At 72.2% G+C, this 25,478-nt stretch carries 24 protein-coding genes; 20 read left to right on the top strand and 4 right to left on the bottom strand.

Annotated elements, in window-relative coordinates; all coding sequences use genetic code 11:
• Positions 1-15: 15 nt before the first annotated feature.
• Positions 16-789, top strand: a complete 774-nt coding sequence (locus tag IF02_RS0122870; protein ID WP_030159813.1) for an SDR family NAD(P)-dependent oxidoreductase — start codon at positions 16-18, stop codon at positions 787-789.
• A 7-nt stretch (positions 790-796) separates the two neighbouring features.
• On the opposite strand, the gene IF02_RS0122865 is transcribed toward IF02_RS0122870, so the two are convergent.
• Positions 797-2,434: an ABC-F family ATP-binding cassette domain-containing protein gene (locus IF02_RS0122865; RefSeq protein ID WP_030159811.1), complete on the bottom strand. Its 1,638-nt coding sequence runs from the start codon at positions 2,432-2,434 to the stop codon at positions 797-799.
• A 93-nt stretch (positions 2,435-2,527) separates the two neighbouring features.
• Between IF02_RS0122865 and IF02_RS0122860 the strand changes: the two genes are divergently transcribed.
• On the top strand, positions 2,528-3,499 hold the full coding sequence (locus IF02_RS0122860; protein ID WP_030159809.1) for a GlxA family transcriptional regulator: 972 nt from the start codon (positions 2,528-2,530) through the stop codon (positions 3,497-3,499).
• 77 nt (positions 3,500-3,576) lie between these two features.
• Positions 3,577-4,203: a DJ-1/PfpI family protein gene (locus IF02_RS0122855; protein ID WP_030159806.1), complete on the top strand. Its 627-nt coding sequence runs from the start codon at positions 3,577-3,579 to the stop codon at positions 4,201-4,203.
• Here the strand turns inward: IF02_RS0122855 and IF02_RS0122850 are convergent.
• Entirely contained in the window at positions 4,190-4,984 is a 795-nt protein-coding gene (locus IF02_RS0122850) for an enoyl-CoA hydratase/isomerase family protein (protein WP_037836923.1), read from the bottom strand. The genes IF02_RS0122855 and IF02_RS0122850 overlap by 14 nt on opposite strands.
• A gap of 78 nt (positions 4,985-5,062) precedes the next feature.
• Here IF02_RS0122850 and IF02_RS32625 point away from each other — a divergent pair, with 78 nt between their 5' ends.
• Together IF02_RS32625 and IF02_RS0122840 are read left to right on the top strand one after the other, a co-directional pair.
• A complete protein-coding gene (locus IF02_RS32625) occupies positions 5,063-5,770 on the top strand; it encodes a DUF308 domain-containing protein (RefSeq protein ID WP_078622259.1) in 708 nt (235 codons plus the stop codon).
• A gap of 130 nt (positions 5,771-5,900) precedes the next feature.
• Positions 5,901-6,389 carry an ATP-binding protein gene (locus tag IF02_RS0122840; protein WP_051696465.1) on the top strand — a complete coding sequence of 163 codons (489 nt, stop codon included), beginning with the start codon at positions 5,901-5,903 and terminating at the stop codon, positions 6,387-6,389.
• A 13-nt stretch (positions 6,390-6,402) separates the two neighbouring features.
• Here IF02_RS0122840 and idi read toward each other — a convergent pair whose 3' ends face one another.
• The gene (idi, locus tag IF02_RS0122835) at positions 6,403-7,002 is read right to left on the bottom strand and encodes an isopentenyl-diphosphate Delta-isomerase (RefSeq protein WP_030159799.1); all 600 of its coding nucleotides are present in this window, start codon (positions 7,000-7,002) and stop codon (positions 6,403-6,405) included.
• Positions 7,003-7,319: 317 nt separating this feature from the next.
• Here idi and IF02_RS0122830 point away from each other — a divergent pair, with 317 nt between their 5' ends.
• The 15 genes from IF02_RS0122830 (at position 7,320) to IF02_RS0122760 (ending at position 24,476) form a co-directional block, all read left to right on the top strand.
• Positions 7,320-9,101 (top strand): DUF5941 domain-containing protein, encoded by a 1,782-nt coding sequence (locus IF02_RS0122830; RefSeq protein ID WP_030159796.1) that lies wholly within the window; start codon positions 7,320-7,322, stop codon positions 9,099-9,101.
• Positions 9,098-9,850: a sugar phosphate nucleotidyltransferase gene (locus IF02_RS0122825; protein ID WP_030159794.1), complete on the top strand. Its 753-nt coding sequence runs from the start codon at positions 9,098-9,100 to the stop codon at positions 9,848-9,850. The genes IF02_RS0122830 and IF02_RS0122825 overlap by 4 nt, the downstream gene beginning before the upstream one ends.
• The gene (locus IF02_RS0122820; protein WP_030159792.1) at positions 9,838-10,899 is read left to right on the top strand and encodes an iron-containing alcohol dehydrogenase family protein; all 1,062 of its coding nucleotides are present in this window, start codon (positions 9,838-9,840) and stop codon (positions 10,897-10,899) included. Before IF02_RS0122825 ends, IF02_RS0122820 begins: the two co-directional genes overlap by 13 nt.
• Entirely contained in the window at positions 10,877-11,656 is a 780-nt protein-coding gene (locus IF02_RS0122815; RefSeq protein ID WP_030159790.1) for a CDP-alcohol phosphatidyltransferase family protein, read from the top strand. The genes IF02_RS0122820 and IF02_RS0122815 overlap by 23 nt, the downstream gene beginning before the upstream one ends.
• 8 nt (positions 11,657-11,664) lie before the next feature.
• Positions 11,665-12,537: a glycosyltransferase gene (locus IF02_RS0122810; protein WP_030159788.1), complete on the top strand. Its 873-nt coding sequence runs from the start codon at positions 11,665-11,667 to the stop codon at positions 12,535-12,537.
• Positions 12,538-12,667: 130 nt separating this feature from the next.
• Positions 12,668-13,603 (top strand): ABC transporter permease, encoded by a 936-nt coding sequence (locus IF02_RS0122805; protein ID WP_030159786.1) that lies wholly within the window; start codon positions 12,668-12,670, stop codon positions 13,601-13,603.
• Complete coding sequence (locus IF02_RS0122800; RefSeq protein WP_030159784.1) at positions 13,596-14,378, top strand: ABC transporter ATP-binding protein; 783 nt, start codon at positions 13,596-13,598, stop codon at positions 14,376-14,378. The genes IF02_RS0122805 and IF02_RS0122800 overlap by 8 nt, the downstream gene beginning before the upstream one ends.
• Before the next feature lie 331 nt (positions 14,379-14,709).
• Positions 14,710-15,645 carry a squalene synthase HpnC gene (hpnC, locus tag IF02_RS0122795; protein WP_030159782.1) on the top strand — a complete coding sequence of 312 codons (936 nt, stop codon included), beginning with the start codon at positions 14,710-14,712 and terminating at the stop codon, positions 15,643-15,645.
• The gene (gene hpnD, locus IF02_RS0122790) at positions 15,642-16,613 is read left to right on the top strand and encodes a presqualene diphosphate synthase HpnD (RefSeq protein ID WP_051696457.1); all 972 of its coding nucleotides are present in this window, start codon (positions 15,642-15,644) and stop codon (positions 16,611-16,613) included. Before hpnC ends, hpnD begins: the two co-directional genes overlap by 4 nt.
• 109 nt (positions 16,614-16,722) lie before the next feature.
• Positions 16,723-18,102 (top strand): hydroxysqualene dehydroxylase HpnE, encoded by a 1,380-nt coding sequence (gene hpnE / locus IF02_RS0122785; protein WP_030159778.1) that lies wholly within the window; start codon positions 16,723-16,725, stop codon positions 18,100-18,102.
• A 50-nt stretch (positions 18,103-18,152) separates the two neighbouring features.
• Positions 18,153-19,253 (top strand): polyprenyl synthetase family protein, encoded by a 1,101-nt coding sequence (locus tag IF02_RS0122780; protein WP_420708197.1) that lies wholly within the window; start codon positions 18,153-18,155, stop codon positions 19,251-19,253.
• 117 nt (positions 19,254-19,370) lie between these two features.
• Positions 19,371-21,374 (top strand): squalene--hopene cyclase, encoded by a 2,004-nt coding sequence (shc, locus tag IF02_RS0122775; protein ID WP_030159774.1) that lies wholly within the window; start codon positions 19,371-19,373, stop codon positions 21,372-21,374.
• Positions 21,374-22,063, top strand: coding sequence for a 1-hydroxy-2-methyl-2-butenyl 4-diphosphate reductase (locus tag IF02_RS0122770; RefSeq protein WP_051696456.1), 690 nt, complete (start codon positions 21,374-21,376; stop codon positions 22,061-22,063). The genes shc and IF02_RS0122770 overlap by 1 nt, the downstream gene beginning before the upstream one ends.
• A 5-nt stretch (positions 22,064-22,068) precedes the next feature.
• Positions 22,069-23,097 (top strand): adenosyl-hopene transferase HpnH, encoded by a 1,029-nt coding sequence (gene hpnH / locus IF02_RS0122765; RefSeq protein ID WP_030159770.1) that lies wholly within the window; start codon positions 22,069-22,071, stop codon positions 23,095-23,097.
• Positions 23,094-24,476 carry an aspartate aminotransferase family protein gene (locus IF02_RS0122760; protein ID WP_030159768.1) on the top strand — a complete coding sequence of 461 codons (1,383 nt, stop codon included), beginning with the start codon at positions 23,094-23,096 and terminating at the stop codon, positions 24,474-24,476. The genes hpnH and IF02_RS0122760 overlap by 4 nt, the downstream gene beginning before the upstream one ends.
• A gap of 53 nt (positions 24,477-24,529) precedes the next feature.
• Here IF02_RS0122760 and IF02_RS0122755 read toward each other — a convergent pair whose 3' ends face one another.
• Positions 24,530-25,348: a tyrosine-protein phosphatase gene (locus tag IF02_RS0122755; protein WP_030159766.1), complete on the bottom strand. Its 819-nt coding sequence runs from the start codon at positions 25,346-25,348 to the stop codon at positions 24,530-24,532.
• Between the last annotated feature and the right edge of the window lie 130 nt (positions 25,349-25,478).

The following is a 25,478-nucleotide window of genomic DNA, read 5'->3' as shown; positions in this document are numbered from 1 at the left end:
GGAAGTGACCCTCTCTTGACCACCGTTCTGATCACCGGGGCCAGTGCCGGACTCGGCGCCGCCTTCGCACGCGGCTTCGCGGCCAAGGGCTGCGAGCTGGTCCTGGTCGCCCGCGACAAGGACCGCCTCGAAGCCGTGGCCCGGGAGCTCGGCCGGGAGTTCGGCACGGCCAGCGAGGTGCTGCCCGCCGATCTGCTGGACCCGGCGGACTGCACGGCCGTCGCCGAGCGGCTCGCCGACCGGGGCCGGCCCGTGGACATCCTGGTCAACAACGCGGGCTTCGGGCTCCCCGCACCGTTCCCGTACAGCCCCGTCGAGGACGAGGAGCGGCTGCTCGACCTGCTGGTGAAGGTCCCGCTGCGGCTCACCCACGCCATGCTGCCCGGGCTGCGCGCCCGCCGCCGGGGTGCGGTGGTGAACGTCTCCTCGGTGGCCGGGCTGCTGCCGACCGGAACGTACGGGGCCGCCAAGGCCTGGGTCACCGCGTTCAGCGAGTCCCTGCGGGTGGACATGGCCCCGTACGGGGTCCGGGTCCTGGCGGTGGTCCCGGGGTTCACCCGCACCGAGTTCCAGGCGCGCGCCGGGATGGACGTCAGCTCGCTGCGCGAGGCGGTGTGGCTGGAGCCCGAGGCCGTGGTGGCCAAGGCGCTGCGCGACCTGGCCCTGCGCCGGCCGGTGAGCATCACCGGCCGGCGCTACCAGGCGTACGCGCTCGCCGTCCGGCACCTGCCGCGAGGCTTCGTGGCCGCCAGGCTCGCGCGCAAGCGGCGCGCGCCCGCCGGGCAGTAGGCGACCCCTAGAGCTCGGTGACCTTGCCGTCCGCGACCTCCAGGCGGCGGGTCACGTGCACCGCGTCCAGCATCCGGCGGTCGTGGGTGACCAGCAGCAGGGTGCCCTCGTACGCGTCCAGGGCCGACTCCAGCTGTTCGATCGCTGGCAGGTCCAGGTGGTTCGTGGGCTCGTCGAGCACCAGCAGGTTCACCCCGCGGCCCTGGAGCAGCGCCAGGGCCGCCCGGGTGCGCTCGCCGGGGGAGAGCGTGGCCGCCGGACGCAGTACGTGCACCGCCTTCAGGCCGAACTTGGCCAGCAGGGTCCGTACTTCGGCCGGCTCGGTCTCCGGGACCGCCGCGCAGAAGGCCTCCAGCAGCGGCTCGTCCCCGAGGAAGAGCCCGCGCGCCTGGTCCACCTCGCCGACCAGCACGCCCGAACCGAGCGTGGCCGCACCGGAGTCGGGCACCAGCCGGCCGAGGAGGACGGCGAGGAGCGTGGACTTGCCCGCACCGTTGGCGCCGGTGATCGCGACCCGGTCCGCCCAGTCGATCTGCAGGCTGGCCGGGCCGAAGGAGAAGTCCCCGCGCCGCACGGAGGCCTCGTTCAGGGTCGCGACGACCGAGCCGGAGCGCGGCGCCGCCGCGATCTCCATGCGCAGCTCCCACTCCTTGCGGGGTTCGTCGACGACTTCGAGCCGCTCGATGGCGCGCTGCGTCTGGCGGGCCTTGGAGGCCTGCTTCTCGCTCGCCTCGCTGCGGAACTTCTTGCCGATCTTGTCGTTGTCCGTGGCCTTGCGGCGGGCGTTCTTGACGCCCTTGTCCATCCAGCCGCGCTGCATCTGGGCGCGGCCTTCGAGCGCCGAGCGCTTGTCCGCGTACTCGTCGTACTCCTCGCGGGCGTGCGTACGGGCCCGCTCGCGCTCCTCCAGGTAGGCGTCGTAGCCGCCGCCGTAGAGGTTGATCTGCTGCTGCGCCAGGTCGAGTTCGAGGACCTTGGTGACGGTCCGGGTCAGGAACTCGCGGTCGTGGCTGATCACGACAGTGCCCGCGCGCAGGCCCTTCACGAACTGCTCCAGACGCTCCAGACCCTCCAGGTCCAGGTCGTTGGTCGGCTCGTCGAGCAGGAAGACGTCGTAGCGGGAGAGCAGCAGCGAGGCGAGGCCCGCACGGGCCGCCTGGCCGCCGGACAGCGCGGTCATCGGCAGGTCCAGACTGACGGCCAGCCCGAGCTCGTCGGCGACCTCCTGGGCGCGCTCGTCGAGGTCGGCGCCGCCGAGGTTCAGCCACTGGTCCAGGGTCGTCGCGTACGCGTCGTCCGCGCCCGGGGTCCCGTCGACCAGGCCCTGGGTGGCCGCGTCCAGCGCCGCCTGGGCGGCGGCGACGCCCGTACGCCGGGCCAGGAAGTCCCGTACGGACTCTTCGGGGCGCCGCTCCGGCTCCTGGGGCAGGTGGCCGACGGCGGCGGTGGGCGGGGAGAGCCGCAGCTCGCCGGTCTCGGGCGTGTCCAGGCCGGCGAGCAGGCGCAGCAGGGTGGACTTTCCGGCGCCGTTGACGCCGACGAGGCCGATGACGTCGCCGGGGGCGACGACGAGGTCGAGATCGGCGAAGAGCGTGCGCTCACCGTGCGCGGCGGTGAGGTTCTTGGCGACGAGGGTTGCAGTCATGGTCCGTCGATCCTATCCGCGCGGCAGGTCATGGCCGTAAAGGTGGGATGGGCGTCATTGCGGCCATCGGCGGCCGCGTCACACCATGGGGTCATGTCGTTGCGATACGTGCTCGTCGTCCTCTACGACGGCCTGCAGAGCCTGGACGTGACCGGGCCCGTGGAGGTGTTCGCCGCGGTCGGCCGCTTCCCGGAGCGGACGGGGGCCGGGTACGCGATCCGCACGGTCTCCCTCGGCGGGGCGCCCGTACGGACGAGCAGCGGTCTCACGCTGGTGCCGGACGGGGACCTGGAGGGCGCGCGGCCGGGGGCGGGCACCACGCTGCTGGTGCCGGGCGGCCAGTACCGGGGGGACTTCGAGCCCCGGCTGACCGAGTGGCTCCGCGCGCACGGGGGTGGCGCGGAGCGGCTGGTGTCCGTCTGCACGGGCGGGCTGCTGCTGGCCGAGGCCGGACTGCTGGACGGGCGGCGGGCCACGACGCACTGGTACGTGTGCGAGCAGATGGCCCGGGACTACCCGACGGTGACCGTCGAACCGGACCCGATCTACGTACGGGACGGCCCGGTGGCCACCTCGGCGGGGGTCACGGCCGGGATCGACCTCGCGCTGGCGCTGGTGGAGGAGGACCACGGCAGGGAGCTGGCGCTGCGCATCGCGCGGCACCTGGTGGTGTTCCTGCGCAGGCCCGGCAGCCAGGCGCAGTTCAGCGCGCAGCTGGCGGCGCAGACCGCGCAACGGGAGCCGCTGCGGGAGGTGCAGCAGTGGATCACGGAGCATCCGGGCGCGGACCTGAGCGTCGAGGCCCTGGCGGCGCGCGCCCGGCTCTCGCCGCGGCACTTCGCCCGGGCCTTCCAGGCGGAGACGGGGGTGACGCCCGGCCGCTACGTGGAGCGCGTACGGGTCGAGCACGCGCGGCGCCTCCTGGAGGACACGGGGGAGGGGGTCGCCCAGATCTCCCGTGCCTGCGGCTACGGCACCCCGGAGGCCCTCCGCCGGGCCTTCGTGAAAACCCTGGGCCAGCCCCCGGCCGAGTACCGCCGCCGCTTCGGCCCCGACCCCGCGTAGCCGCTCCGACGGTTCACCACACGCAGCACCACACGCAGCACCACAGCACCGCACACAGACCACGTACAGGAGGAAGCATGCAGATCGCCGTACTGCTCTACGACCGGTTCACCGCGCTCGACGCCATCGGGCCCTTCGACACCCTCGGACGGCTGCCCGACGCCGAGGTCGTGTTCGTCTCGGAGCGGCCCGGGCCGGTGCGGACCGACAGTGGGGCACTCGCGCTCGTCGCCGACAAGGGGCTCGACGAGGTGACCCGGCCCGACATCGTCGTCGTGCCCGGCGGGCCCCACCCCGAGCTGGAGATGGAGAACCCCGCCGTCGTCGACTGGCTGCGCACCGTCGACGCCACCACCACCTGGACCACCTCCGTCTGCACCGGCTCGCTCCTGCTGGCCGCCGCCGGGCTGCTCAAGGGGCGCCGGGCCGCGAGCCACTGGCTCTACCTGGACCGGCTGCCCGGCTTCGGCGCCGAGCCCACCGGCGAGCGCGTCGTGTACGACGGGAAGTACGTCACCGCCGCCGGGGTGTCCTCCGGCATCGACATGGGCCTCGGCCTCCTCGGCCGGATCGCCGGCGACGAGTACGCCCAGACCGTCCAGCTGATGACCGAGTACGACCCGCAGCCGCCCTACGACGCCGGCTCGCCGGACAAGGCCCCCGCCGGGATCGTGGCGCGACTGCGCGCGCTCAACGCCCGCTAGCGGACCCGGCAGCCGGCCCGGCGGGCCGCCCCGCGGTCCAGCCGAACGACGGGGTACGGCGTTCCAGGAACGCGGCGACGCCCTCGGCGGTGTCGCCGCTTCCGGCCGCCTGCTGCGCCCAGTGGGCGTCCCGGTCCGTCCGCCCGTTCGCGAACTCCTTGGCCGACGCCTGCGTCAGCTGCGAGCGGGTGGTCAGGACGCGGGCGAAGTCCGCCACGCGCTTGTCCAGCTGCCCGGCCGGCAGCAGCTCGTTCAGGAAGCCGGCCCGCAGCGCGTGCTCCGCGTCGATCAACTCGGCCGAGAAGAGCAGGTACTTGGCCGTCGCCGGGCCGACCAGCGAGGCCAGCCGGCGGGTCGAGGACGCGGGGTAGACGATGCCCAGCTTCGCCGGGGTCACCCCGAACGACGCCCCTTCCTCCGCGAAGCGCAGGTCGCAGGCGGCCGCCAGCTGGCTGCCGCCGCCCACGCAGAATCCGCGGATCGCCGCGAGCGTCGGCTTCGGGAAGGCGGCCAGGGCCTCCTCCGCCGCCACGGCCAGCGCCTGCGGGTCCTCGTCCCCGGTCAGCGAGGAGATGTCGGCCCCCGCGCAGAAGGTCGGTCCGGCCCCGGTCAGGACGAGCACGCGTACGGCCGGATCGGCCGCGAGCCCGTCCAGTACCTCGGGGAGCGCCCGCCACATCGCCGCGGTCATGGCGTTGCGCTTGGCGGGGTGCGAGATGACGACCGTGGCGACCCCGTCGGCGACGGTGTGCAGGAGGGCTGCTTCCTGGGCTGCGTCCATGCGCCGGATGCTATCCCGGTCGGTCGATCCTATGATCAAGGGGAGTCCGTCCGGGGGGTGCTGAAAGGTGGCACGACCGTGGGCGCAGACCGTTCGGGCGCCGGGGCCGCGGCCTCGGCCGATGCCGAAGGAACGGGCAAGGGCACGGGCACGGGCAAGAAGCAGCTCAAGCGCAGCTTCGGGCTGCTGGCCGTGCTCGGGGTGCTCCTGGTGGCGGCCGGGCTGGTCGGTCTGTTCTACGCCGCCTTCGCCACGCTGACCACGATGTTCCTCTTCGGCTGGCTGCTGCTGGCCGGCGGCCTGGTGGGCCTGGTCCAGGCGCTCCAGTCCCGCAAGAGCAACCACTTCTGGCTCGCCGTCGTCGTCGCCGCGATCAACATCGCCGCCGGCTTCGTGATCCTGCGCCGGCCCGAGGCGAGCGCCGAGGCGCTGACCATGTTCGCCGCGCTGTTCTTCCTCATTGGCGGGCTGTTCCGGCTGGTCGGCGGCCTGGTGGTGCGCGGGACGAACCTCTGGGTCAACCTGGTCCAGGGCGCCTTCGGGATCCTGCTGGGCTTCCTGATCCTCGCCAACTGGCCGAGCAGCAGTCTCTACGTGATCGGAACCTTCTTCTCGCTCGCCCTGCTGTTCGACGGGCTGAGCCTGGTCCTCCTGGGCATGAGTGCCCGGCGCATTCTGGGCTTGGTCAGCGAAGACGAGGTTCCGGCGGGCGGGGCCGCCGCGGCCGGACCGGGGAGCGCGGCCGGGAAAGGTCCCACAGAAGGCCAGGAACGGTCGCACAACTGACGCTGTCATACCCCAACGGTCAGAAAGCGTCCGATTGACGCTGAGTTCTGGTCAGGGGTCCGGTCCGGACCAGTCCGCTCCCCACTCTTGACGCGTGGAGACGATCGAGCGTGAAGACGGGGGCCGGAAGATGGATGTCAGCGGGAGCGTCCCGCCAGCCAAGGAGGGGGAGCCGGCCGCGCCGGCCGACCCCCTCGCCTACGAAGGCGTGTGGCGGTTCACCGTGCCCGCTGTAGAAGAATCCGTTCCGCAGGCCCGCCGGGCCGTCCGCGACCTGCTGGGCCGCCAGGGCGTGCCCGCCGACCGGGACCTCGTGTACTCGCTGCTGCTGATCGTCTCCGAGCTGGTGACGAACTCGGTCCGGCACGCGGCCCTGCTCTCGCCGGAGGTCGCGGTCGAGGTCGCCATCGGCCGGGACTGGGTACGGGTGGCGGTCGAGGACAACCACCCGTACCGCCCCAAGGCGCTGGAGGCGGATTTCGGCCAGACCGGCGGCCGGGGCCTGCTCCTGGTGCGCGAGGTCACGCGCGAGTCCGGCGGGGTCTGCGACGTCGAGCACACCTCGACGGGCGGCAAGGTCATCTGGGCGGCCCTGCCGCTCGCCGCACCCGCGGTCTGAGACGGCGTACCGGCTACCAGCCCGCGGCGTCCCCGGTCAGTTCGCGGATCGCGGGCCGGGCCGCGTCCAGCACGGTCATGAACCAGGCGGAGAACGGCACCTCGGCGTGCCGCTTGGCCAGCTCCTCGGCGGTCACGAACGCGGTGTCCCCGACCTCCTCCGGATCCGGCCGCAGCCGCGACTGGGCGAGTCCCACGAAAAGGTGGTTGTACTCCTGCTCCACCAGGCCCGACGCGGGGTCCGGGTGGTTGTAGCGCACGGTTCCCGCCTCCGCGAGCAGCGAGGGCGACAGGCCCAGCTCCTCGTGGGTCCGCCGGGCCGCCGCCGCGAACGGCGACTCCCCGGGGTAGGGGTGACCGCAGCAGGTGTTCGACCAGACGCCGGGGGAGTGGTACTTCCCGAGGGCCCGCTGCTGGAGCAGCAGGCGGCCCTGCTCGTCGAAGAGGAACACGGAGAAGGCCCGGTGCAGCAGACCGGGCGCCTGATGGGCGGAGAGCTTCTCCGCCGTGCCGATGGTGTTGCCGGACTCATCGACCAGTTCGAGCATGATCGGTTCCTGAGTGCCGGTGCCGGGGGACGCGGTGTTCGCGGCGGTGGCTGGTGTGGTCGGCATACCCATCCTTCGCTTCGGACTTCGACCTTCAGTCTGCCGTACAAAAGAGGCTTGTCCCCACTTCGGCCATCCGCGCATGTCCGCCCGCGCAGCGTGGTAAGCGGCGGTGGCGGATCACACACGCTCCCCGGGTTTGTGGTATCTCACCGCGATCGTCAATGATGATCGCGCCGGGGCCCCAAGCCCCGGAATGTTCGGCTTATCGGGGAGTAAACGGGTGGTGAACCCCCGCTTCCATTCATCCGATAGCCTCTGCCGACGTGCCGCCGCCCCCACCAGGGCGCCCGTCCAGTGTTCGCTGCAAGGAGTGAGTCCGTCTGTCGACCGTCATCCTCACCGGCCTGCCGGTCCCCGGATCACCGCTCACCGACGAGCTGCGCTCCCTCGGCTTCGACGTCCGCCCGGCCGCCGGTCCTGAAGCGACCGCGTCGGTGCTGGCCGGCGTACCCGCCGACCAGCGCGTCGCCGTCGTCGACAGCGCCTTCGTCGGACACGTCCACGCCCTGCGGCTCGCGCTGACCGACCCGCGCTTCGACGCCTGCGCCGTGACCGGCGCCTTCGCCGTCCAGCCGGGCGCCCGCGCGGCCCTGGACAAGGCCGCGGCCCTCCCGGCGGAGGGCGACGCCCCGTACGCGGACCGGCTCGCCGCCGCCGTCGAGGCCGCCGGGACCCCCGTCCAGCGCCCCGAGCTCGGCACCCTCGTCGCCGCCGTCCCCGCCACCGACGCCGAGCGCGCCGCGGCGGACGCCGCCGTGGCCGCCGTGGACGACGAGGCCGTACGGCTGCGCACCGCCGTGAAGTCCCGCGACGGGTTCTTCACCACCTTCTTCATCAGCCCGTACTCGCGCTACATCGCCCGCTGGTGCGCGCGCCGCGGCCTGACCCCGAACCAGGTCACCACCGCCTCGCTGATCACCGCGCTGATAGCGGCCGCCTGCGCCGCCACCGGCGAGCGCGGCGGCTACATCGCGGCCGGTGTGCTGCTCCTCGTCTCCTTCGTCCTGGACTGCACGGACGGGCAGCTCGCCCGCTACTCGCTCCAGTACTCGACGATGGGCGCCTGGCTCGACGCCACCTTCGACCGCGCGAAGGAGTACTCCTTCTACGCGGGCCTCGCGCTCGGCGCGGCCAGGAACGGCGACGACGTATGGGCCCTCGCCCTCGGCGCGATGATCCTCATGACCTGCCGCCACGTCGTGGACTTCGCCTTCAACGAGGCCAACCACGACGCCACCGCGAACACCAGCCCCACGGCCGCCCTGTCCGACAAGCTCGACAGCGTCGGCTGGACGGTCTGGGTCCGGCGGATGATCATCCTGCCGATCGGCGAGCGCTGGGCCATGATCGCGGTGCTCACCGCGGCCACCACCCCCCGGACCGTCTTCTACGCCCTGCTCATCGGCTGCTCCTTCGGCGCCCTCTACACCACCGCCGGCCGGGTGCTGCGCTCGCTGACCCGCAAGGCCGTCCGTACCGACCGGGCCGCCCAGGCGCTGGCCGACCTCGCCGACTCCGGCCCCGTCGCCGCCCTGGTCGCCCGGGCCGCGGCCGTGCCGGCGCGCTCCCTGCACCTGCCGTTCGCCGTGCTCGGCTCGGCGGCCCTGCTGGGCGCCGCCTGGTACGAGCCCTTCGGCTCCGTGACGGTCGTGGGCGCCGCCGCGCTGTACGCCGTGCTGGCCGGAGCGGCCGTCGCCCGGCCCCTCAAGGGCCCGCTGGACTGGCTGCTCCCGCCGCTCTTCCGGGCCGCCGAGTACGTGACCGTCCTCGCGCTCGCCGTCAAGGCGGACGTGCCCGGGGCCCTTCCCGCGGCATTCGGACTGGTCGCGGCGGTCGCCTACCATCACTACGACACGGTCTACCGCATCCGCGGTGGATCGGGCGCGCCCCCGCGGTGGCTGGTGTGGACGATCGGCGGTCACGACGGCCGGGTCCTGCTGACCGCGGCCCTGGCCGCCGCCCTGGCGACGCGCGCCACGGACTTCCCCGTCGCGCTCACGGCCCTGGCCGTGTTCGTGGCACTGGTGGTGCTCGTGGAGAGCATCCGCTTCTGGGTCTCCTCCGGGGCACCCGCCGTACATGACGAAGGAGAACCAGCATGATCGGCCTTGTACTCGCTGCCGGTGCCGGACGCCGCCTGCGTCCCTACACCGACACCCTGCCCAAGGCCCTCGTGCCCGTCGGCCCCGAAGGCGCCGAGGACAGCCTGACCGTGCTGGACCTCACCCTCGGCAACTTCGCCGAGGTCGGCCTCACCGAGGTCGCGATCGTCGTCGGCTACCGCAAGGAGGCCGTGTACGAGCGCCGCGAGGCCCTGGAGGCCAAGTACGGGGTCAAGATCACGCTGATCGACAACGACAAGGCCGAGGAGTGGAACAACGCCTACTCCCTGTGGTGCGCCCGTGACGTCCTGAAGCAGGGTGTGATCCTCGCCAACGGCGACACCGTCCACCCGGTCTCCGTCGAGCGGACCCTGCTCGACGCCCGCGGCAACGGCCAGAAGATCATCCTCGCCCTCGACACGGTCAAGAGCCTGGCCGACGAGGAGATGAAGGTCGTCGTCGACGGCGCCGAGGGCGTGCAGAAGATCACGAAGCTGATGGAGCCGTCCGACGCCACCGGCGAGTACATCGGCGTCACCCTCATCGAGCCGGAGGCCGCCGAGGCCCTCGCCGAGGCGCTGAAGACCACCTTCGAGCGCGACCCCGACCTGTACTACGAGGACGGCTACCAGCAGCTCGTCAACGACGGCTTCGTCATCGACGTGGCCCCCATCGGCGACGTCAAGTGGGTCGAGATCGACAACCACGACGACCTCGCCAAGGGCCGGACGATCGCATGCCAGTACTGACGAGGCTCATCCCCTCCCCGGTCGTCGTCGACATCACCCGCGGCGCCATGGACGACCTGGCCGGCCTCCTGGCCGACCAGCGGATCTCGGCGTCCGGCAAGCTGGCGATCGCGATCAGCGGCGGCTCCGGCCAGCTGCTGCGCTCCAAGCTGGAGCCCGTACTGCCGCACGCCGACTGGTACCCGGTCGCCGACGGCACCATCGACTCCGCCGTCAAGCTGGCCGACGACATAAAGGGCCGCCGCTACGACGCCGTCGTCGGCCTGGGCGGCGGCAAGATCATCGACGTGGCGAAGTACGCCGCGGCGCGGGTCGGGCTGCCCATGGTGGCCGTCGCCACCAACCTGGCGCACGACGGCATCTGCTCGCCCGTGGCCACGCTGGACAACGACAACGGCCGCGGGTCCTACGGCGTGCCCACGCCGATCGCGATGGTCATCGACCTCGACGTGATCCGCGAGGCCCCGGTGCGGTTCGTCCGCTCCGGCATCGGCGACGCGCTCTCCAACATCTCGGCCATCGCCGACTGGGAGCTCTCGCACAAGATCACCGGAGAGCCCGTGGACGGCCTGGCCGCCGCCATGGCCCGTACGGCCGGCGAGGCCGTCCTGCGCCACCCCGGCGGCTGCGGCGACGACACGTTCCTCACCGTGCTCGCCGAGGCCCTGGTGCTCACCGGCATCGCCATGTCGATCAGCGGCGACACCCGGCCGGCGTCCGGCGCCTGCCACGAGATCAGCCACGCCTTCGACCTGCTCTACCCGGGGCGCTCCGCGCTCCACGGCGAGCAGGTCGGCCTCGGCGCCGCCTTCGCGATGTTCCTGCGCGGCGCCGACGAGCAGGCCGGGCTGTTCGTCGAATCGCTGCGCGGCCACGGGCTGCCCGTGCTGCCCGCCGAGATCGGGTTCAGCGTGGACGAGTTCGTCGCGGCCGTCGAGTACGCCCCCCAGACCCGTCCGGGACGCTTCACGATCCTGGAGCACCTCAATCTGTCCGCAGCCGAGATCAGGGACGCTTACGCCGACTATGCCAAGACCATCCGTAGCTGAACTCCGGCCCGTCGTTCACCCGCCGGGCGTCAAGGACCGGCGCAGTGGCGAGCACTGGGGCGGTCGCCTGTACATGCGTGAAATCTCCCTGCGCATCACCCGCGTCCTGGTGGGCACCAAGGTCACGCCCAACCAGCTGACCTACGTGATGACCCTCGCCGGTGTCCTGGCCGCCCCGGCGCTGCTCGTCCCGGGCGTCCTGGGCGCCGTCCTCGGCGTGGTCGCGGTCCAGATGTACCTGCTGCTCGACTGCGTCGACGGCGAGGTCGCCCGCTGGAAGAAGCAGTACTCCCTCTCCGGGGTGTACCTGGACCGGGTCGGCGCCTACCTGTGCGACGCGGCGGTCCTCGTCGGCTTCGGCCTGCGCGCCTCCGACCTGTGGGGGACCGGCCGGATCGACTGGCTGTGGGCCTTCCTGGGCACCCTCGCCGCCCTCGGCGCCATCCTGATCAAGGCCGAGACGGACCTGGTCGGCGTCGCCCGGCACCAGACGGGCAAGGAGCCCGTCGCCGAGGCCGCCGCCGAGCCGCGCTCCTCCGGCATGGCGCTCGCCCGCCGGGCCGCGTCCGCGCTCAAGTTCCACCGGCTCGTCCTCGGCATCGAGGCCTCGCTGCTCATCCTGCTGCTGGCGATCCTGGACCAGATGCGGGGCGACCTGTTCTTCACCCGGCTCGGCGTCGCCGTGCTGGCCGGCATCGCGATGCTCCAGACGGTGCTGCACCTGGTGTCGATCCTGGCCTCCAGCAGGCTCAAGTGACGACGCCGATGCGGCTGGGCGCCGTGATCATCACCATGGGCAACCGCCCCGACGAGCTCAAGGCGCTCCTCGACTCGGTGGCCCGCCAGGACGGCGACCCGGTCGAGGTCGTCGTCGTGGGCCAGGGAGTCCGGGTCACCGGGCTCCCCGAGGGCGTGCGCACCGTCGAGCTGCCCGAGAACCTGGGCATCCCCGGCGGCCGCAACGTCGGCATCGAGGCCTTCGGCCCCGGCGGCGGCGAGGTCGACGCCCTGCTCTTCCTCGACGACGACGGGCTGCTGGAGCGCACCGACACCGCCGAGCTGTGCCGGCAGGCCTTCGCCGAGGACCCCCGGCTCGGGATCGTCAGCTTCCGGATCGCCGATCCGGAGTCCGGCGAGACCCAGCGCCGGCACGTGCCCCGGTTGCGCGCCTCGGACCCGATGCGCTCCTCCCGCGTGACCACCTTCCTGGGCGGCGCCAACGCCGTCCGCACGTCGGTGTTCAAGCAGGTCGGAGGGTTGCCGGGGGAGTTCTTCTACGCGCACGAGGAGACCGATCTGGCCTGGCGGGCGCTCGACGCAGGGTGGCTGATCGACTACCGGGCGGACATGGTGCTCCTGCATCCGACGACCGCCCCCTCCCGGCACGCGGTCTACCACCGTATGGTTGCCCGTAACCGGGTGTGGCTCGCCCGCCGTAACCTGCCCGCCCCGCTGGTCCCGGTCTACCTGGGCGTCTGGCTCCTGCTGACGCTCCTGCGCAAGCCCTCGGCACCGGCGCTCAAGGCCTGGTTCGGTGGGTTCAAAGAGGGATGGACCACCCCCTGCGGTCCCCGGCGCCCCATGAAGTGGCGTACGGTCTGGCGGCTGACCCGGCTGGGTCGACCGCCTGTCATCTGACACGCTCACGTCTGAGAACATGACGCGGTCACGGAACACACGTGATCACGGGACATGCATGTTCACGGGCCGAGCGCCCCAGGCCCGATGCCACCTTCTGCCGCATCTTGAAGACGGAAAGTTTCAACTTGTGAGTGACACAACCCAGGATGGCGCCCTCGCCACGAGCAAGCCGCCGTCCGAAGACGCGGGGCTGACCCCGGCGGAGCTCGCCAGGAAGTACGGCCTGTCCGTCAGCGGTGCCCGGCCGACCCTGACCGAGTACGTGCGGCAGCTCTGGGACCGGCGCCACTTCATCATGGCGTTCTCCCGGGCCAAGCTGATGGCCCAGTACAGCGAGGCGAGGCTCGGCCAGATCTGGCAGGTGGCGACCCCCCTGCTCAACGCGCTGGTGTACTACCTGATCTTCGGCCTGATCCTGAACGCGGGCCGCGGCATGGAGAAGGGGGTCTACATCCCCTTCCTGGTGACGGGCATCTTCGTCTTCACCTTCACCCAGAGCTCGCTGATGGCGGGAGTCCGGGCCATCCCCGGCAACCTCGGCCTGGTCCGCGCCCTGCACTTCCCGCGCGCCTCCCTGCCGATCTCCTTCTCGATGCAGCAGCTCCAGCAGCTGCTGTACTCGATGATCGTCGTGGTGGTCGTCACGGTGGGCTTCGGCAACTACCCGAGGCTGTCGTGGCTGCTGGTCATCCCGACCCTGGCGCTCCAGTTCATCTTCAACACCGGCCTCGCGCTGGTCTTCGGGCGGATGGGTTCCAAGACCCCCGACCTCGCGCAGCTGATGCCGTTCATCACGCGTACGTGGATGTACGCCTCGGGCGTCATGTTCTCGATCAGCGGGGCGCTCAAGGAGAGGGACGTGCCCGCGTGGGTCTCGGACGTGCTCCAGTGGAACCCGGCGGCGATCTACATGGACCTGGTCCGGTTCGCGCTGATCGACGACTACGGCAGGGAGAACCTGCCGCCGCACGTCTGGGCCTTCGCCGTCGGCTGGGCCGTCGTGATCGGCCTCGGCGGTTTCGTGTACTTCTGGAAGGCTGAGGAGCGTTACGGCCGTGGCTGAGAACTACCGGGGCAACGTCCCCACCGTCATCGCCGACGACGTGCACATCGTCTACCGCGTCAACACCGGCAGCTCCGGCAGGGGCAGCGCCACGGCCGCGCTGAGCAAGATAATGCGCCGGGGCAAGGGCGATGCCCCGGGCGTCCGCCGGGTCCACGCCGTGCGCGGCGTGTCCTTCACGGCGTACCGCGGCGAGGCCATCGGCGTCATCGGCTCCAACGGGTCCGGCAAGTCCACCCTGCTGCGCGCCATCGCCGGCCTGCTGCCCTGCGAGTCCGGCAAGGTCTACACCGACGGCCAGCCCTCGCTGCTGGGTGTCAACGCCGCGCTGATGAACGACCTCACCGGTGAGCGCAACGTGGTCCTCGGCGGTCTCGCGATGGGAATGAGCCGGGAGCAGATCCGGGAGCGCTACGACGACATCGTCGACTTCTCGGGCATCAACGACAAGGGCGATTTCATCTCCCTTCCGATGCGCACGTACTCCTCCGGTATGGCGGCGCGCCTGCGCTTTTCCATTGCCGCGGCCAAGGACCACGACGTTCTGATGATCGACGAGGCCCTCGCCACCGGTGACCGCAAGTTCCAGGTGCGTTCCGAGGAGCGCATCCGCGAACTGCGCAAGCACGCCGGAACCGTTTTCCTGGTGAGCCACAACAACAAGTCCATCCGCGACACCTGCAGCCGCGTGCTGTGGCTGGAGAAGGGTGAGCTGCTGATGGACGGGCCCACCGAGGAAGTCGTCTCGGCCTACGAGAAGGCGACCAGCGCCTGACCGCGGTCTTCGCCGGCCCCCGTCGCTCCGAGCGGCGGGGGCTTCGGCATGTCGGCCGACATTCGGTGGCGGAGTGAATACCCGAGAGGCTGCCGCGGCGTTGTACAGCGTAAGCTGGAGCAGTCCTGAATCACGCCAGAGGGGACGATTCCCCGCAGGTGAACGGCCTGGGGTACCCCGGGGAAAGTCCGGCGGCGTGTCCGAAATAGGATGTATTGGGTCGGCAGTGTAGAACGGGAGACGTGACGGCAATGGCTACGGGAATTCTCCGGCCCCCAGGCATTACGGCCGTCCCCCGCGCGGGCGGCGGGCGGTGACCGCCGGGCACGGTATCCGGCCACGCCGGGACGCGGCCCCCACAGCCCCCGACGCCCGAGCCCACGCGTACGCCACCCTCGGCAAGGCGCGCTCGGAGAACTTCCCCGTCGCCCCGTCCTTCCTCCCGCGCGCCTGGCGCGACGGCCTCATGGCGGTGTACGGGTACGCCCGCCTGGTCGACGACATCGGCGACGGCGACCTCGCCCCCGGCGGACACGACGCCGTACTCCTCGGCCTCGACCCGGCCGCGGCGGACGACCCGCTCGCCATGCTCGACGCGCTCGAAGCCGATCTCCACCGTGTCTTCGGAGGTTCCGGCGGTGCGCCGCGCCACCCCCTCCTGGAGGCGCTCCGGCCCGTGGTCAGCGCCCACGACCTCACCCCCGAGCCCTTCCTCGGGCTCATCGAGGCCAACCGCCGGGACCAGCGCGTCACGCGCTACGAGACGTACGGCGACCTCCTCGCGTACTGCGAGCTGTCCGCGAACCCGGTCGGCCGCCTCGTGCTGTCCCTCACCGGCACCAGCACCCCCGAGCGGATCCGCCGCTCCGACGCCGTCTGCACCGCCCTGCAGATCGTCGAACACGTACAGGACGTCACGGAAGACCTCGGCCGCGACCGGATCTACCTCCCGGCGCAGGACATGCGCCGCTTCCACGTGGCCGAAACCGATCTCAAGGCCCACCGCGCGGGCGCGTCCGTGCGCTCCCTGGTCGCGTTCGAAGCGGAACGCGCCCGGGACCTCCTGAATGAAGGCACCCCGCTCGTGGGTAGCGTGCACGGCAGACTCCGGCTGCTGCTCGCGGGCTTCGTGGGAGGAGGGCGTGCCGCCCTGCGAGCCGTCACCGCCGCCGGCTTCGACGTACTCCCCGGCCCGCCCAAGCCCACCAGGAGCGGCCTGCTCCGCGAGGTGGCCGCCGTCCTGCGCACAGCGCCGAGAAAGGGGTGAGCCCGACCGTGGAGGGTTCCGCACACACGTCCGCACCGTCCGCAGCGGTGCTGGCGGCGTACAGCTACTGCGAGGCCGTCACCGGTTCCCAGGCGCGCAACTTCGCGTACGGCATCCGGCTGCTGCCCTCCGACAAGCGGCAGGCGATGTCCGCGCTGTACGCGTTCTCCCGGCGCGTCGACGACATCGGCGACGGCACGCTCGCCCCCGAGGCCAAGTTGGCCCGGCTGGAGGAGACCCGCGCCGTCCTCGGCCGGATCCGGGCCGAGGAGATCGACGAGGACGACACCGACCCGGTCGCCGTCGCCCTGTCCCACGCCGCCCGCCGCTTCCCGATCCCGCTAGGCGGCCTCGACGAGCTCATCGACGGCGTCCTCATGGACGTCCGCGGCGAGACCTACGAGACCTGGGACGACCTCAAGGCCTACTGCCGCTGCGTGGCGGGAGCCATCGGGCGGCTCTCCCTCGGCGTGTTCGGCACCGTGCACACCGGCGGCCTCGGCGCCGCCGAAGCGGCGCGGGCCGGCGAGTACGCCGACACCCTCGGCCTCGCCCTCCAGCTCACCAACATCCTGCGCGACGTCCGCGAGGACGCCGGCAACGGACGCACCTACCTGCCGGCCGAGGACCTCGCCAAGTTCGGCTGCTCGGACGGGTTCGGCAGCGAGCGGATGCCCGCCGGAGCCGACTTCGCCGGGCTCGTCCACCACGAAGTCCGCCGCGCCCGCGCCCTGTTCGTCGAGGGCTACCGGCTGCTGCCCATGCTCGACCGGCGCAGCGGCGCCTGCGTCGCCGCCATGGCCGGCATCTACCGGCGCCTGCTCGACCGCATCGAGCGCGAGCCCGAGGCCGTGCTCCGCGGCCGCGTCTCGCTGCCCCCGCACGAGAAGGCGTACGTCGCCGTGCGCGGCCTGTCCGGCCTCGACGCCCGCACCATCTCCCGCCAGAGCACGCGGAGGCGCGCGTGATCCGGCCGACGCCGCCGCCCGCCGCGCCCGTCGCGGCGGACGCAACCCCCTTCCGCACGGCCGCGTCCCTCCGGGCGTGCGCCGCAGGCCACGGCACCCGGGAGGGCTCATGAACGGCAGCGACGACCGGGCCGTCGTCATCGGCGGCGGGCTCGCCGGAGTGAGCGCCGCGCTCGAACTCGCCGACGCGGGGCTCGAGGTCACCCTGCTCGAAGGCCGCCCGCGGCTCGGCGGACTCGCCTTCTCCTTCAAGCGCGGCGACCTCACCGTCGACAACGGCCAGCACGTCTACCTGCGCTGCTGCACCGCCTACCGGTGGTTCCTCGACCGCATCGAGGGCGCCGCCCTCGCCCCCGTCCAGGACCGGCTCGACGTACCCGTACTCGACGTCGCCCACCCCGCCGGCCCGCGCCTGGGCCGGCTGCGCCGCAGCGCCCTGCCCGTACCCCTGCACCTGGCGGGCTCCCTCGCCCGCTACCCGCACCTCTCGCTCGCCGAGCGGGTGAGCGTCGGCCGCGCCGCCCTGGCGCTGCGCCGGCTCGATCCCGCCGACCCGGCGCTGGACGGCCTGGACTTCGCGACCTGGCTCGGCCGCTACGGCCAGAGCCCGCGCACCATCGAGGCCCTGTGGGACCTCGTCGGGATCGCCACCCTCAACGCCACCGCCGGACAGTCCTCGCTGGGCCTGGCCGCCATGGTCTTCAAGACCGGCCTGCTCTCCGAGAACGGCGCCGCCGACATCGGCTGGGCCACCGTCCCGCTCGGCGACCTGCACGACACCCTCGCCCGCAAACAGCTCGACGCGGCCGGCGTACGCACCGAGCTGCGCACCCGCGTCACCTGCATCTCCCGTATCCAGGACGGGAACTGGCGCGTCGACACCGAGAGCGGGCCCCTCGACGCCGGCACCGTCGTCCTCGCCGTCCCGCAGCGCGAGGCGCACGCACTGCTGCCGCCCGGAGCGCTCGCCGACCCGGACAAGCTCCTCGACATCGGCACCGCGCCCATCCTCAACGTCCACGTCGTCTACGACCGCAAGGTGCTCAAGCAGCCCTTCTTCGCCGCGCTCGGCTCCCCGGTCCAGTGGGTGTTCGACCGCACCGAAGCCTCCGGGCTGCCCGACGGCGGCCAGTACCTGGCGCTGTCCCAGTCGGCCGCTCAGGACGACATCGACGAGCCCGTCTCGGTGCTGCGCGCCAAGTACCTGCCCGAGCTGGAACGGCTGCTGCCGGCCGCGCGCGGCGCCAAGGTCCGGGACTTCTTCGTGACCCGGGAGCGGACCGCCACGTTCGCCCCCACCCCCGGCGTCGGCCGGCTGCGCCCCGGGGCGCGGACCGACACGCCGGGCCTCTACCTCGCCGGTGCGTGGACCGCCACCGGTTGGCCCGCGACCATGGAGGGCGCTGTCCGCAGCGGACTGAGCGCGGCGCACGCCGCACTCGCCGCACTCGGCCGCCACCGGGAGCACCCCCTGCAGGAGGCGGCATGACGACCACCAGCACGACCGCAGCAGCACGTACAGGACACAGAGGAGAGCCAGTGAACCCGGGGAATCCGGCTGTCGAGAACACGGACGCCGGCAACGGCGCAGCCGGAGGGGGCGTCGAGAAGGCCGACACGCTCGCACTCCTGGAGCGCGGCCGCGCGCTGTCGACCCCCGTGCTCCGCGCCGCGGTCGACCGGCTCGCGGCGCCCATGGACACCGTCGCCGCGTACCACTTCGGCTGGATCGACGCCCAGGGCAACGCGGCGGACGGCGACGGCGGCAAGGCCGTGCGCCCCGCCCTCGCGCTGCTCTCCGCCGAGGCCGCGGGGGCCGCGGCCGAGGTCGGCATCCCGGGAGCCGTGGCCGTCGAGCTCGTCCACAACTTCTCGCTGCTCCACGACGACCTGATGGACGGCGACGAGCAGCGCCGCCACCGCGACACGGTGTGGAAGGTGCACGGCCCGGCGCTGGCGATCCTGGTCGGCGACGCGCTGTTCGCCCTCGCCAACGAGGTCCTGCTGGAGCTCGGCACCGTCGAGGCCGGCCGCGCCGCGCGCCGCCTGACCACCGCCAGCCGCAAGCTCATCGACGGCCAGGCCCAGGACATCTCCTACGAGCACCGCGAGCGCGTCAGCGTCGAGGAGTGCCTGGAGATGGAGGGCAACAAGACCGGCGCCCTGCTCGCCTGCGCGGTCTCCATCGGCGCCGTGCTCGGCGGCGCGGACGACCGTACGGCCGACAAGCTGGAGGAGTACGGCTACCACCTCGGCCTCGCCTTCCAGGCCGTCGACGACCTCCTCGGCATCTGGGGCGACCCGGAGGCCACCGGCAAGCAGACCTGGAGCGACCTGCGCCAGCGCAAGAAGTCCCTGCCGGTCGTCGCCGCCCTCGCGGCGGGCGGGCCCGCCTGCGAGGAGCTCGCCGAGCTGCTCGCCGCCGACGCCAAGAGCAACGACTTCGAGAACTTCTCGGAGGAGGAGTTCGCGGCGCGCGCCGCGCTCATCGAGGCCGCGGGCGGGCGCGAGTGGACCGCCGAGGAAGCGCGCCGCCAGCACGCGATCGCCATCCGTGCCCTGGACGACGTGGACATGCCGCAGCGGGTGCGCGAACAGCTCGTCGCCCTCGCCGACTTCGTCGTCGTGCGCAAGAGGTGACCGCCACCCGAGCAGGGATATGACTCGCGAGTCGCCGGCCGGCGCCGCCTGACAGCAGCGCCCGGCCGACGGCATACCCCAGCACAGCAGAGGACCACTGCCACGTAAGGGGAAGCCATGACAGCGACGACCGACGGCGCCGGTGCCCCCGGCGCCGACCCGGCTGACACCGCGCCCGCTCCCGGGCCCGCCGCGCTGCGGGGGGCCCAGGAGGCCGCCGCGCGGGCGACCCGGCACCTGCTGGCCCGCCAGGACGCGGCCGGCTGGTGGAAGGGCGACCTGGAGACCAACGTCACCATGGACGCCGAGGACCTGCTGCTGCGGCAGTTCCTCGGGATCCGGGACGAGGCCACCACGCAGGCCGCCGCCCGCTTCATCCGCGGCGAACAGGCCGCGGACGGCACCTGGGCCACCTTCCACGGCGGACCGCCCGAACTCTCCGCCACCATCGAGGCGTACGTCGCCCTGCGGCTCGCCGGCGACGCGCCCGACGCCCCGCACATGGCCCGCGCCTCGGCCTGGATCCGGGCCCACGGCGGGATCGCCGCCGCCCGCGTCTTCACCCGGATCTGGCTGGCCCTCTTCGGCTGGTGGAGCTGGGACCACCTGCCCGAACTCCCGCCCGAGCTGGTCTTCCTGCCGCCGTGGGTGCCGCTGAACATCTACGACTTCGGCTGCTGGGCCCGCCAGACCATCGTCCCGCTGACCGTGGTCTCCGCGAAGCGGCCCGTCCGCCCCGCCCCGTTCGCCCTCGACGAGCTGCACACCGACGCGCGGCGCCCGTACCCCGTCGCCAAGCGTCCGGCCCCGCTGGCCAGTTGGGAGGGCGCCTTCCAGCGGATGGACAAGGTCCTGCACGTCTACCGCAGGTTCGCCCCGCGCCGGCTGCGCAAGGCCGCGATGGACACCGCCGCCCGCTGGATCATCGAGCGGCAGGAGAACGACGGCTGCTGGGGCGGGATCCAGCCACCCGCCGTGTACTCCGTCATCGCCCTGCACCTGCTCGGGTACGACCTCGCCCACCCGGTGATGCGGGCCGGGCTGGAGTCCCTGGACCGGTTCGCGGTGTGGCGCGAGGACGGTCCCCCCGGCCCTGACGGCCGGGGCGGTGGCCCCATCCGGATGATCGAGGCCTGCCAGTCCCCGGTCTGGGACACCTGCCTCGCCGCCATCGCCCTGGCCGACGCGGGCCTGGCGCCCGACCACCCGGCCCTGGTGAAGGCCGCCGACTGGATGCTCGGCGAGGAGATCGTCCGCACCGGCGACTGGGCGGTGCGCCGGCCCGGACTCGCCCCGGGCGGCTGGGCGTTCGAGTTCCACAACGACACCTACCCCGACATCGACGACACCGCCGAGGTGGTGCTCGCGCTGCGCCGGATCAAGCACCCGGAGCCGGCCCGGGTCGAGGGGGCCATCGCCCGCGGGGTGTCCTGGAACCTGGGGATGCAGTCGAAGAACGGCGCCTGGGGCGCCTTCGACGCCGACAACACCAGCCCCTTCCCGAACCGCCTGCCGTTCTGCGACTTCGGCGAGGTCATCGACCCGCCGTCGGCCGACGTCACCGCCCACGTGGTGGAGATGCTCGCCGTCGAGGGCAAGGCCGCCGACCCGCGGACCCGCCGGGGCATCGCCTGGCTGCTCGCCGAACAGGAGCCCACCGGCGCCTGGTTTGGCCGCTGGGGCACCAACTACGTGTACGGGACCGGCTCGGTGGTCCCGGCCCTGACGGCCGCGGGCCTGGCTCCGGCGCATCCGGCGATCCGGCGGGCCGTGCGCTGGCTGGAATCCGTACAGAACGAGGACGGCGGGTGGGGCGAGGACCAGCGCTCGTACAAGGACCCGGAGTGGGCCGGGAAGGGGGCCTCGACCCCCTCGCAGACGGCGTGGGCGCTGATGGCCCTGCTCTCGGCGGGGGAGCGGGACGGCAAGGCCGTCGAGCGCGGCATCGCCCACCTCGTGGAGACCCAGCGCGGGGACGGCTCCTGGGACGAGCCGTACTTCACCGGCACCGGGTTCCCGTGGGACTTCTCCATCAACTACCACCTGTACCGGCAGGTGTTCCCGCTCACCGCGCTCGGCCGCTACCTGTACGGGGAACCCTTCGCGCCCGGGGAGGCCTGATGGCCGGCGCCGCCCGGGCCGACGGCCCCGCACCGTCCGAGCCGCCCGCCCCGCTGCTGGTCGCCTGCGCGCTGCGCATCGAACAGGCGGCCCTGCGCAGCGGAGGCGGCCGCGGGGCCGCCCGCCCCGAACCGGGCTACGCCGTGCTGCGCACGGGCATGGGCCCGCGCGCCGCCGAGCGGGCCGTCGGCCGGGCGCTCGCCGAGCCCGGGCTGCGCCGGGCCCCCGTCCTCGCCACCGGGTTCTGCGCCGGGCTGGTCCCCGGCATGAGCCCCGGCGACCTGGTCGTCGCCGGGGAGGCCCGGGATCCGCGGGGCACCGTCGCGTGCTCGGGCACCGCCCTGCTCGCCGAGGCACTGGCCCGGGCCGCTCCGGGCCGGACCGTGCACACCGGCGCACTGACCGGATCCGACCATGTCGTCCGCGGCCAGGAACGCGCCGGGCTGCGCGCCACCGGCGCCATCGCGGTCGACATGGAGTCCGCGGCCACCCTGTGGACGGCGACCCGGCCCGCCGCGGATGGCTGGAACCGTCCGGTTGCGGCCGTCCGGGTGATCGTGGACGCTCCGGAGCATGAGCTCGTCCGCATCGGCACGTTCCGCGGTGGAATATCGGCCTTCCGCGTATTGCGTGCCGTACTGCCCGCGTTTTATGACTGGCACCGTTCTTTGCTGCTCCCCAGGAGGTGAGCCAGATGGCCATGCCGCTGCGACAGTCCATCAGGGTCGGGACGTATCTGCTCGAACAGAAGCTCCGCAAGCGTGAGAAGTTCCCGCTGATCGTCGAGCTGGAACCGCTCTACGCCTGCAATCTGGCGTGCGAGGGGTGCGGGAAGATCCAGCACCCGGCGGGCGTGCTCAAGCAGCGCATGCCGGTGGCCCAGGCGGTCGGCGCCGTCCTGGAATCCGGCGCGCCGATGGTGTCCATCGCGGGCGGCGAGCCCCTGATGCACCCGCAGATCGACGAGATCGTCCGGCAGCTGGTGGCAAAGCGGAAGTACGTGTTCCTGTGCACCAACGCGATGCTGCTGCGCAAGAAGATCGAGAAGTTCACCCCGTCCCCGTACTTCGCCTTCGCGGTGCACATCGACGGACTGCGCGAACGCCACGACGAGTCGGTGGCCAAGGAAGGCGTCTTCGACGAGGCGGTCGCCGCCATCAAGGAGGCGAAGAGGCGCGGGTTCCGGGTCACCACCAACTCCACCTTCTTCAACACCGACACCCCGCAGACGATCATCGAGGTGCTCAACTACCTCAATGACGACCTCAAGGTCGACGAAATGATGATCTCGCCCGCCTACGCCTACGAAAAGGCACCCGACCAGGAGCACTTCCTGGGCGTCGAGCAGACCCGGGACCTGTTCAAGAAGGCCTTCGCGGGCGGAAACCGGCGGCGCTGGCGGCTCAACCACTCCCCGCTCTTCCTGGACTTCCTGGAGGGCAAGGCGGATTTCCCCTGCACCGCCTGGGCCATTCCGAATTACTCCCTCTTCGGCTGGCAGCGCCCCTGCTATCTGATGAGCGACGGGTACGTGCCCACGTACCGGGAACTGATCGAGGAAACCGACTGGAGCAAGTACGGCCGCGGGAAGGACCCGCGCTGCGCGAACTGCATGGCGCACTGCGGCTACGAGCCCACCGCCGTCCTCGCCACCATGGGCTCCCTCAAGGAATCCCTGCGCGCCGCCCGCGAGACGGTCTCGGGGAACCGGGAGAAGCCGTGACCGGTTTCGACCTCCGCGCCCTGCTGGACGAGCGGGGCGGGGAACGGTACGAGCTCCACGCGCGCCACCTCAACCACCAGCTGCCCCGGATGCTGCACACGATCGGCTTCGACAAGGTCTACGTACGGGCCGAGGGCGCGCACTTCTGGGACGCCGAGGGCAACGACTACCTGGACATGCTGGCCGGGTTCGGGGTGATGGGCCTGGGCCGGCACCACCCGGTGGTCCGCCGGGCCCTGCACGACGTCCTGGACGCGCAGCTCGCCGATCTGACCCGCTTCGACTGCCAGCCGCTGCCCGGGCTGCTGGCGGAGAAGCTGCTCTCGTACAGCCCGCACCTGGACCGGGTCTTCTTCGGCAACAGCGGCACCGAGGCGGTGGAGACGGCCCTGAAGTTCGCCCGGTACGCCACGGGGCGGACGAGGATCCTCTACTGCGACCACGCCTTCCACGGGCTGACCACGGGCTCGCTGTCGGTCAACGGGGAGGGCGGCTTCCGGGACGGCTTCGCGCCGCTGCTGCCCGATACGAAGATCCCGCTCGGGGACCTGGCCGCCCTGGAGCGGGAGCTGAAGCGGGGCGACGTCGCCGCCTTCGTCGTCGAACCGGTCCAGGGCAAGGGCGTGCTCGCGGCCCCGCCCGGATTCCTGCGCGCGGCGCAGGAGCTGCTGCACCGGCACAAGGCGCTGCTGATCGCGGACGAGGTGCAGACGGGCCTCGGCCGGACCGGCGATTTCTACGCGTACCAGCACGAGCCGGGTGTGGAGCCGGACCTGGTGTGCGTGGCCAAGGCCCTTTCGGGCGGCTACGTGCCGGTGGGCGCGACCCTGGGCAAGGACTGGATCTTCAAACGCGTCTACTCGTCCATGGACCGGGTGCTGGTGCACTCCGCCAGCTTCGGCTCCAACGCGCAGGCGATGGCGGCCGGGCTGGCGGTGCTCTCCGTCATGGAGGACGAGTCGGTGGTCGCCAACGCGCGCGCGATGGGCGACCTGCTGCGCGGGCGGCTGGCCGCGCTCGTGGACGAGTACGAGCTGCTCCACGAGGTGCGCGGGCGCGGCCTGATGATCGGGATCGAGTTCGGGCGGCCGTCGTCGCTCGGGCTGCGCAGCCGTTGGGCGATGCTCCAGGCGGCCCGCAAGGGGCTCTTCGCGCAGATGGTCGTGGTGCCGCTGCTGCAGAAGCACCGGATCCTGACGCAGGTGTCGGGCGACCACCTGGAGGTCATCAAGCTCATCCCGCCGCTGATCGTGGACGAGGGGGACGTCGACCGGTTCGTCGGGGCCTTCCGCGAGGTCATGGATGAGGCGCACGGCGGGGGCGCCCTGATGTGGGACTTCGGCAGGACGCTGGTGAAGCAGGCCGTCGGCGGCGGCTGACGGTCTGCTCCACGGACGCGGCCGGCGGTCTGCTCCACGGATGGGGCGGGCTGTCAGTCGAGCAGCCGGTCCCGCAGCAGGCCGAGGGTCTCGGGCGTGAGTCCGAGGCCCTCGGCGAGGTACCGGTCGACCCCGCCCCAGTGCCCGTCGATGCTGTCGAAGGCGGCCGTCAGGTACTCGGCGCGGGCGTCGAAGAGCGGCGAGAGCAGCTCCATCACCTCGGGGGAGCGGGCCTCGGGCGCATCGCTGCCGCGGCGCACGCGATAGCGGCGGTGCGGGGCGTTGGACTCCAGGTAGTCCGCCACGATCGCCTCGCGCTCGACGCCCAGCGCGAGCAGGGTGACGGCGATCGACAGACCGGCCCGGTCCTTGCCGGCCGCGCAGTGCATGAGCGCCGGAACGCTGTCCTCGGCGAGGGCGTGCAGGACCCGGCTGTGCTCGGGGGTGCGCTTCTCGATCATCGTGCGGTACGAGTCGGCCATCCGGGCGGCGGCCTTTCCGTCACCGAGGAGCCCGCGGAGCTGTTCGACGTCGCCGTCGCGGACCATCTTCCAGAACTCCCTGCCGTCGGCCGGATCCGACAGCGGGATGTTGACGTTCCGTACGCCGGGGAGCTCGACGTCGGCCCCCTCCAGGGCGTGGTCGGCGTTGTTGCGGAAGTCGAAGATGGTGTGCAGGCCGAGCGATGCGAGGAATTCTGCATCGGTTTCGGTGGCATGTGCCAGATGTCCGCTACGGAACAGTTTTCCCGGCTTGACCCTCCGCCCGTCGGTGGTCGGGAGGCCGCCCACGTCACGGAAGTTGCGCACTCCCGCGAGCTCGGGCTCCGGTACGGGCTCCGTCCGCGGGGGCCGGGGTATCTGCTGGGTCACGGGAACTCCTCCGCATCGTCGTGTTCTGTCCGAATTACACTACTTGGGGCCAACTTGCCATCACCGGAGGCGAGATCGGGCGCGGCCCCGTGAGCCAGATCATACGGTGACCGTGAGTGCCTGATCGTCA

The sequence above is a fragment of the Streptomyces sp. NRRL S-244 genome (assembly GCF_000717915.1).
In the GTDB taxonomy this organism is placed as follows: Bacteria; Actinomycetota; Actinomycetes; order Streptomycetales; family Streptomycetaceae; genus Streptomyces.
Note: the sequence above shows the minus strand (reverse complement) of the source record. Positions and strands in the feature narration are given on the sequence as shown.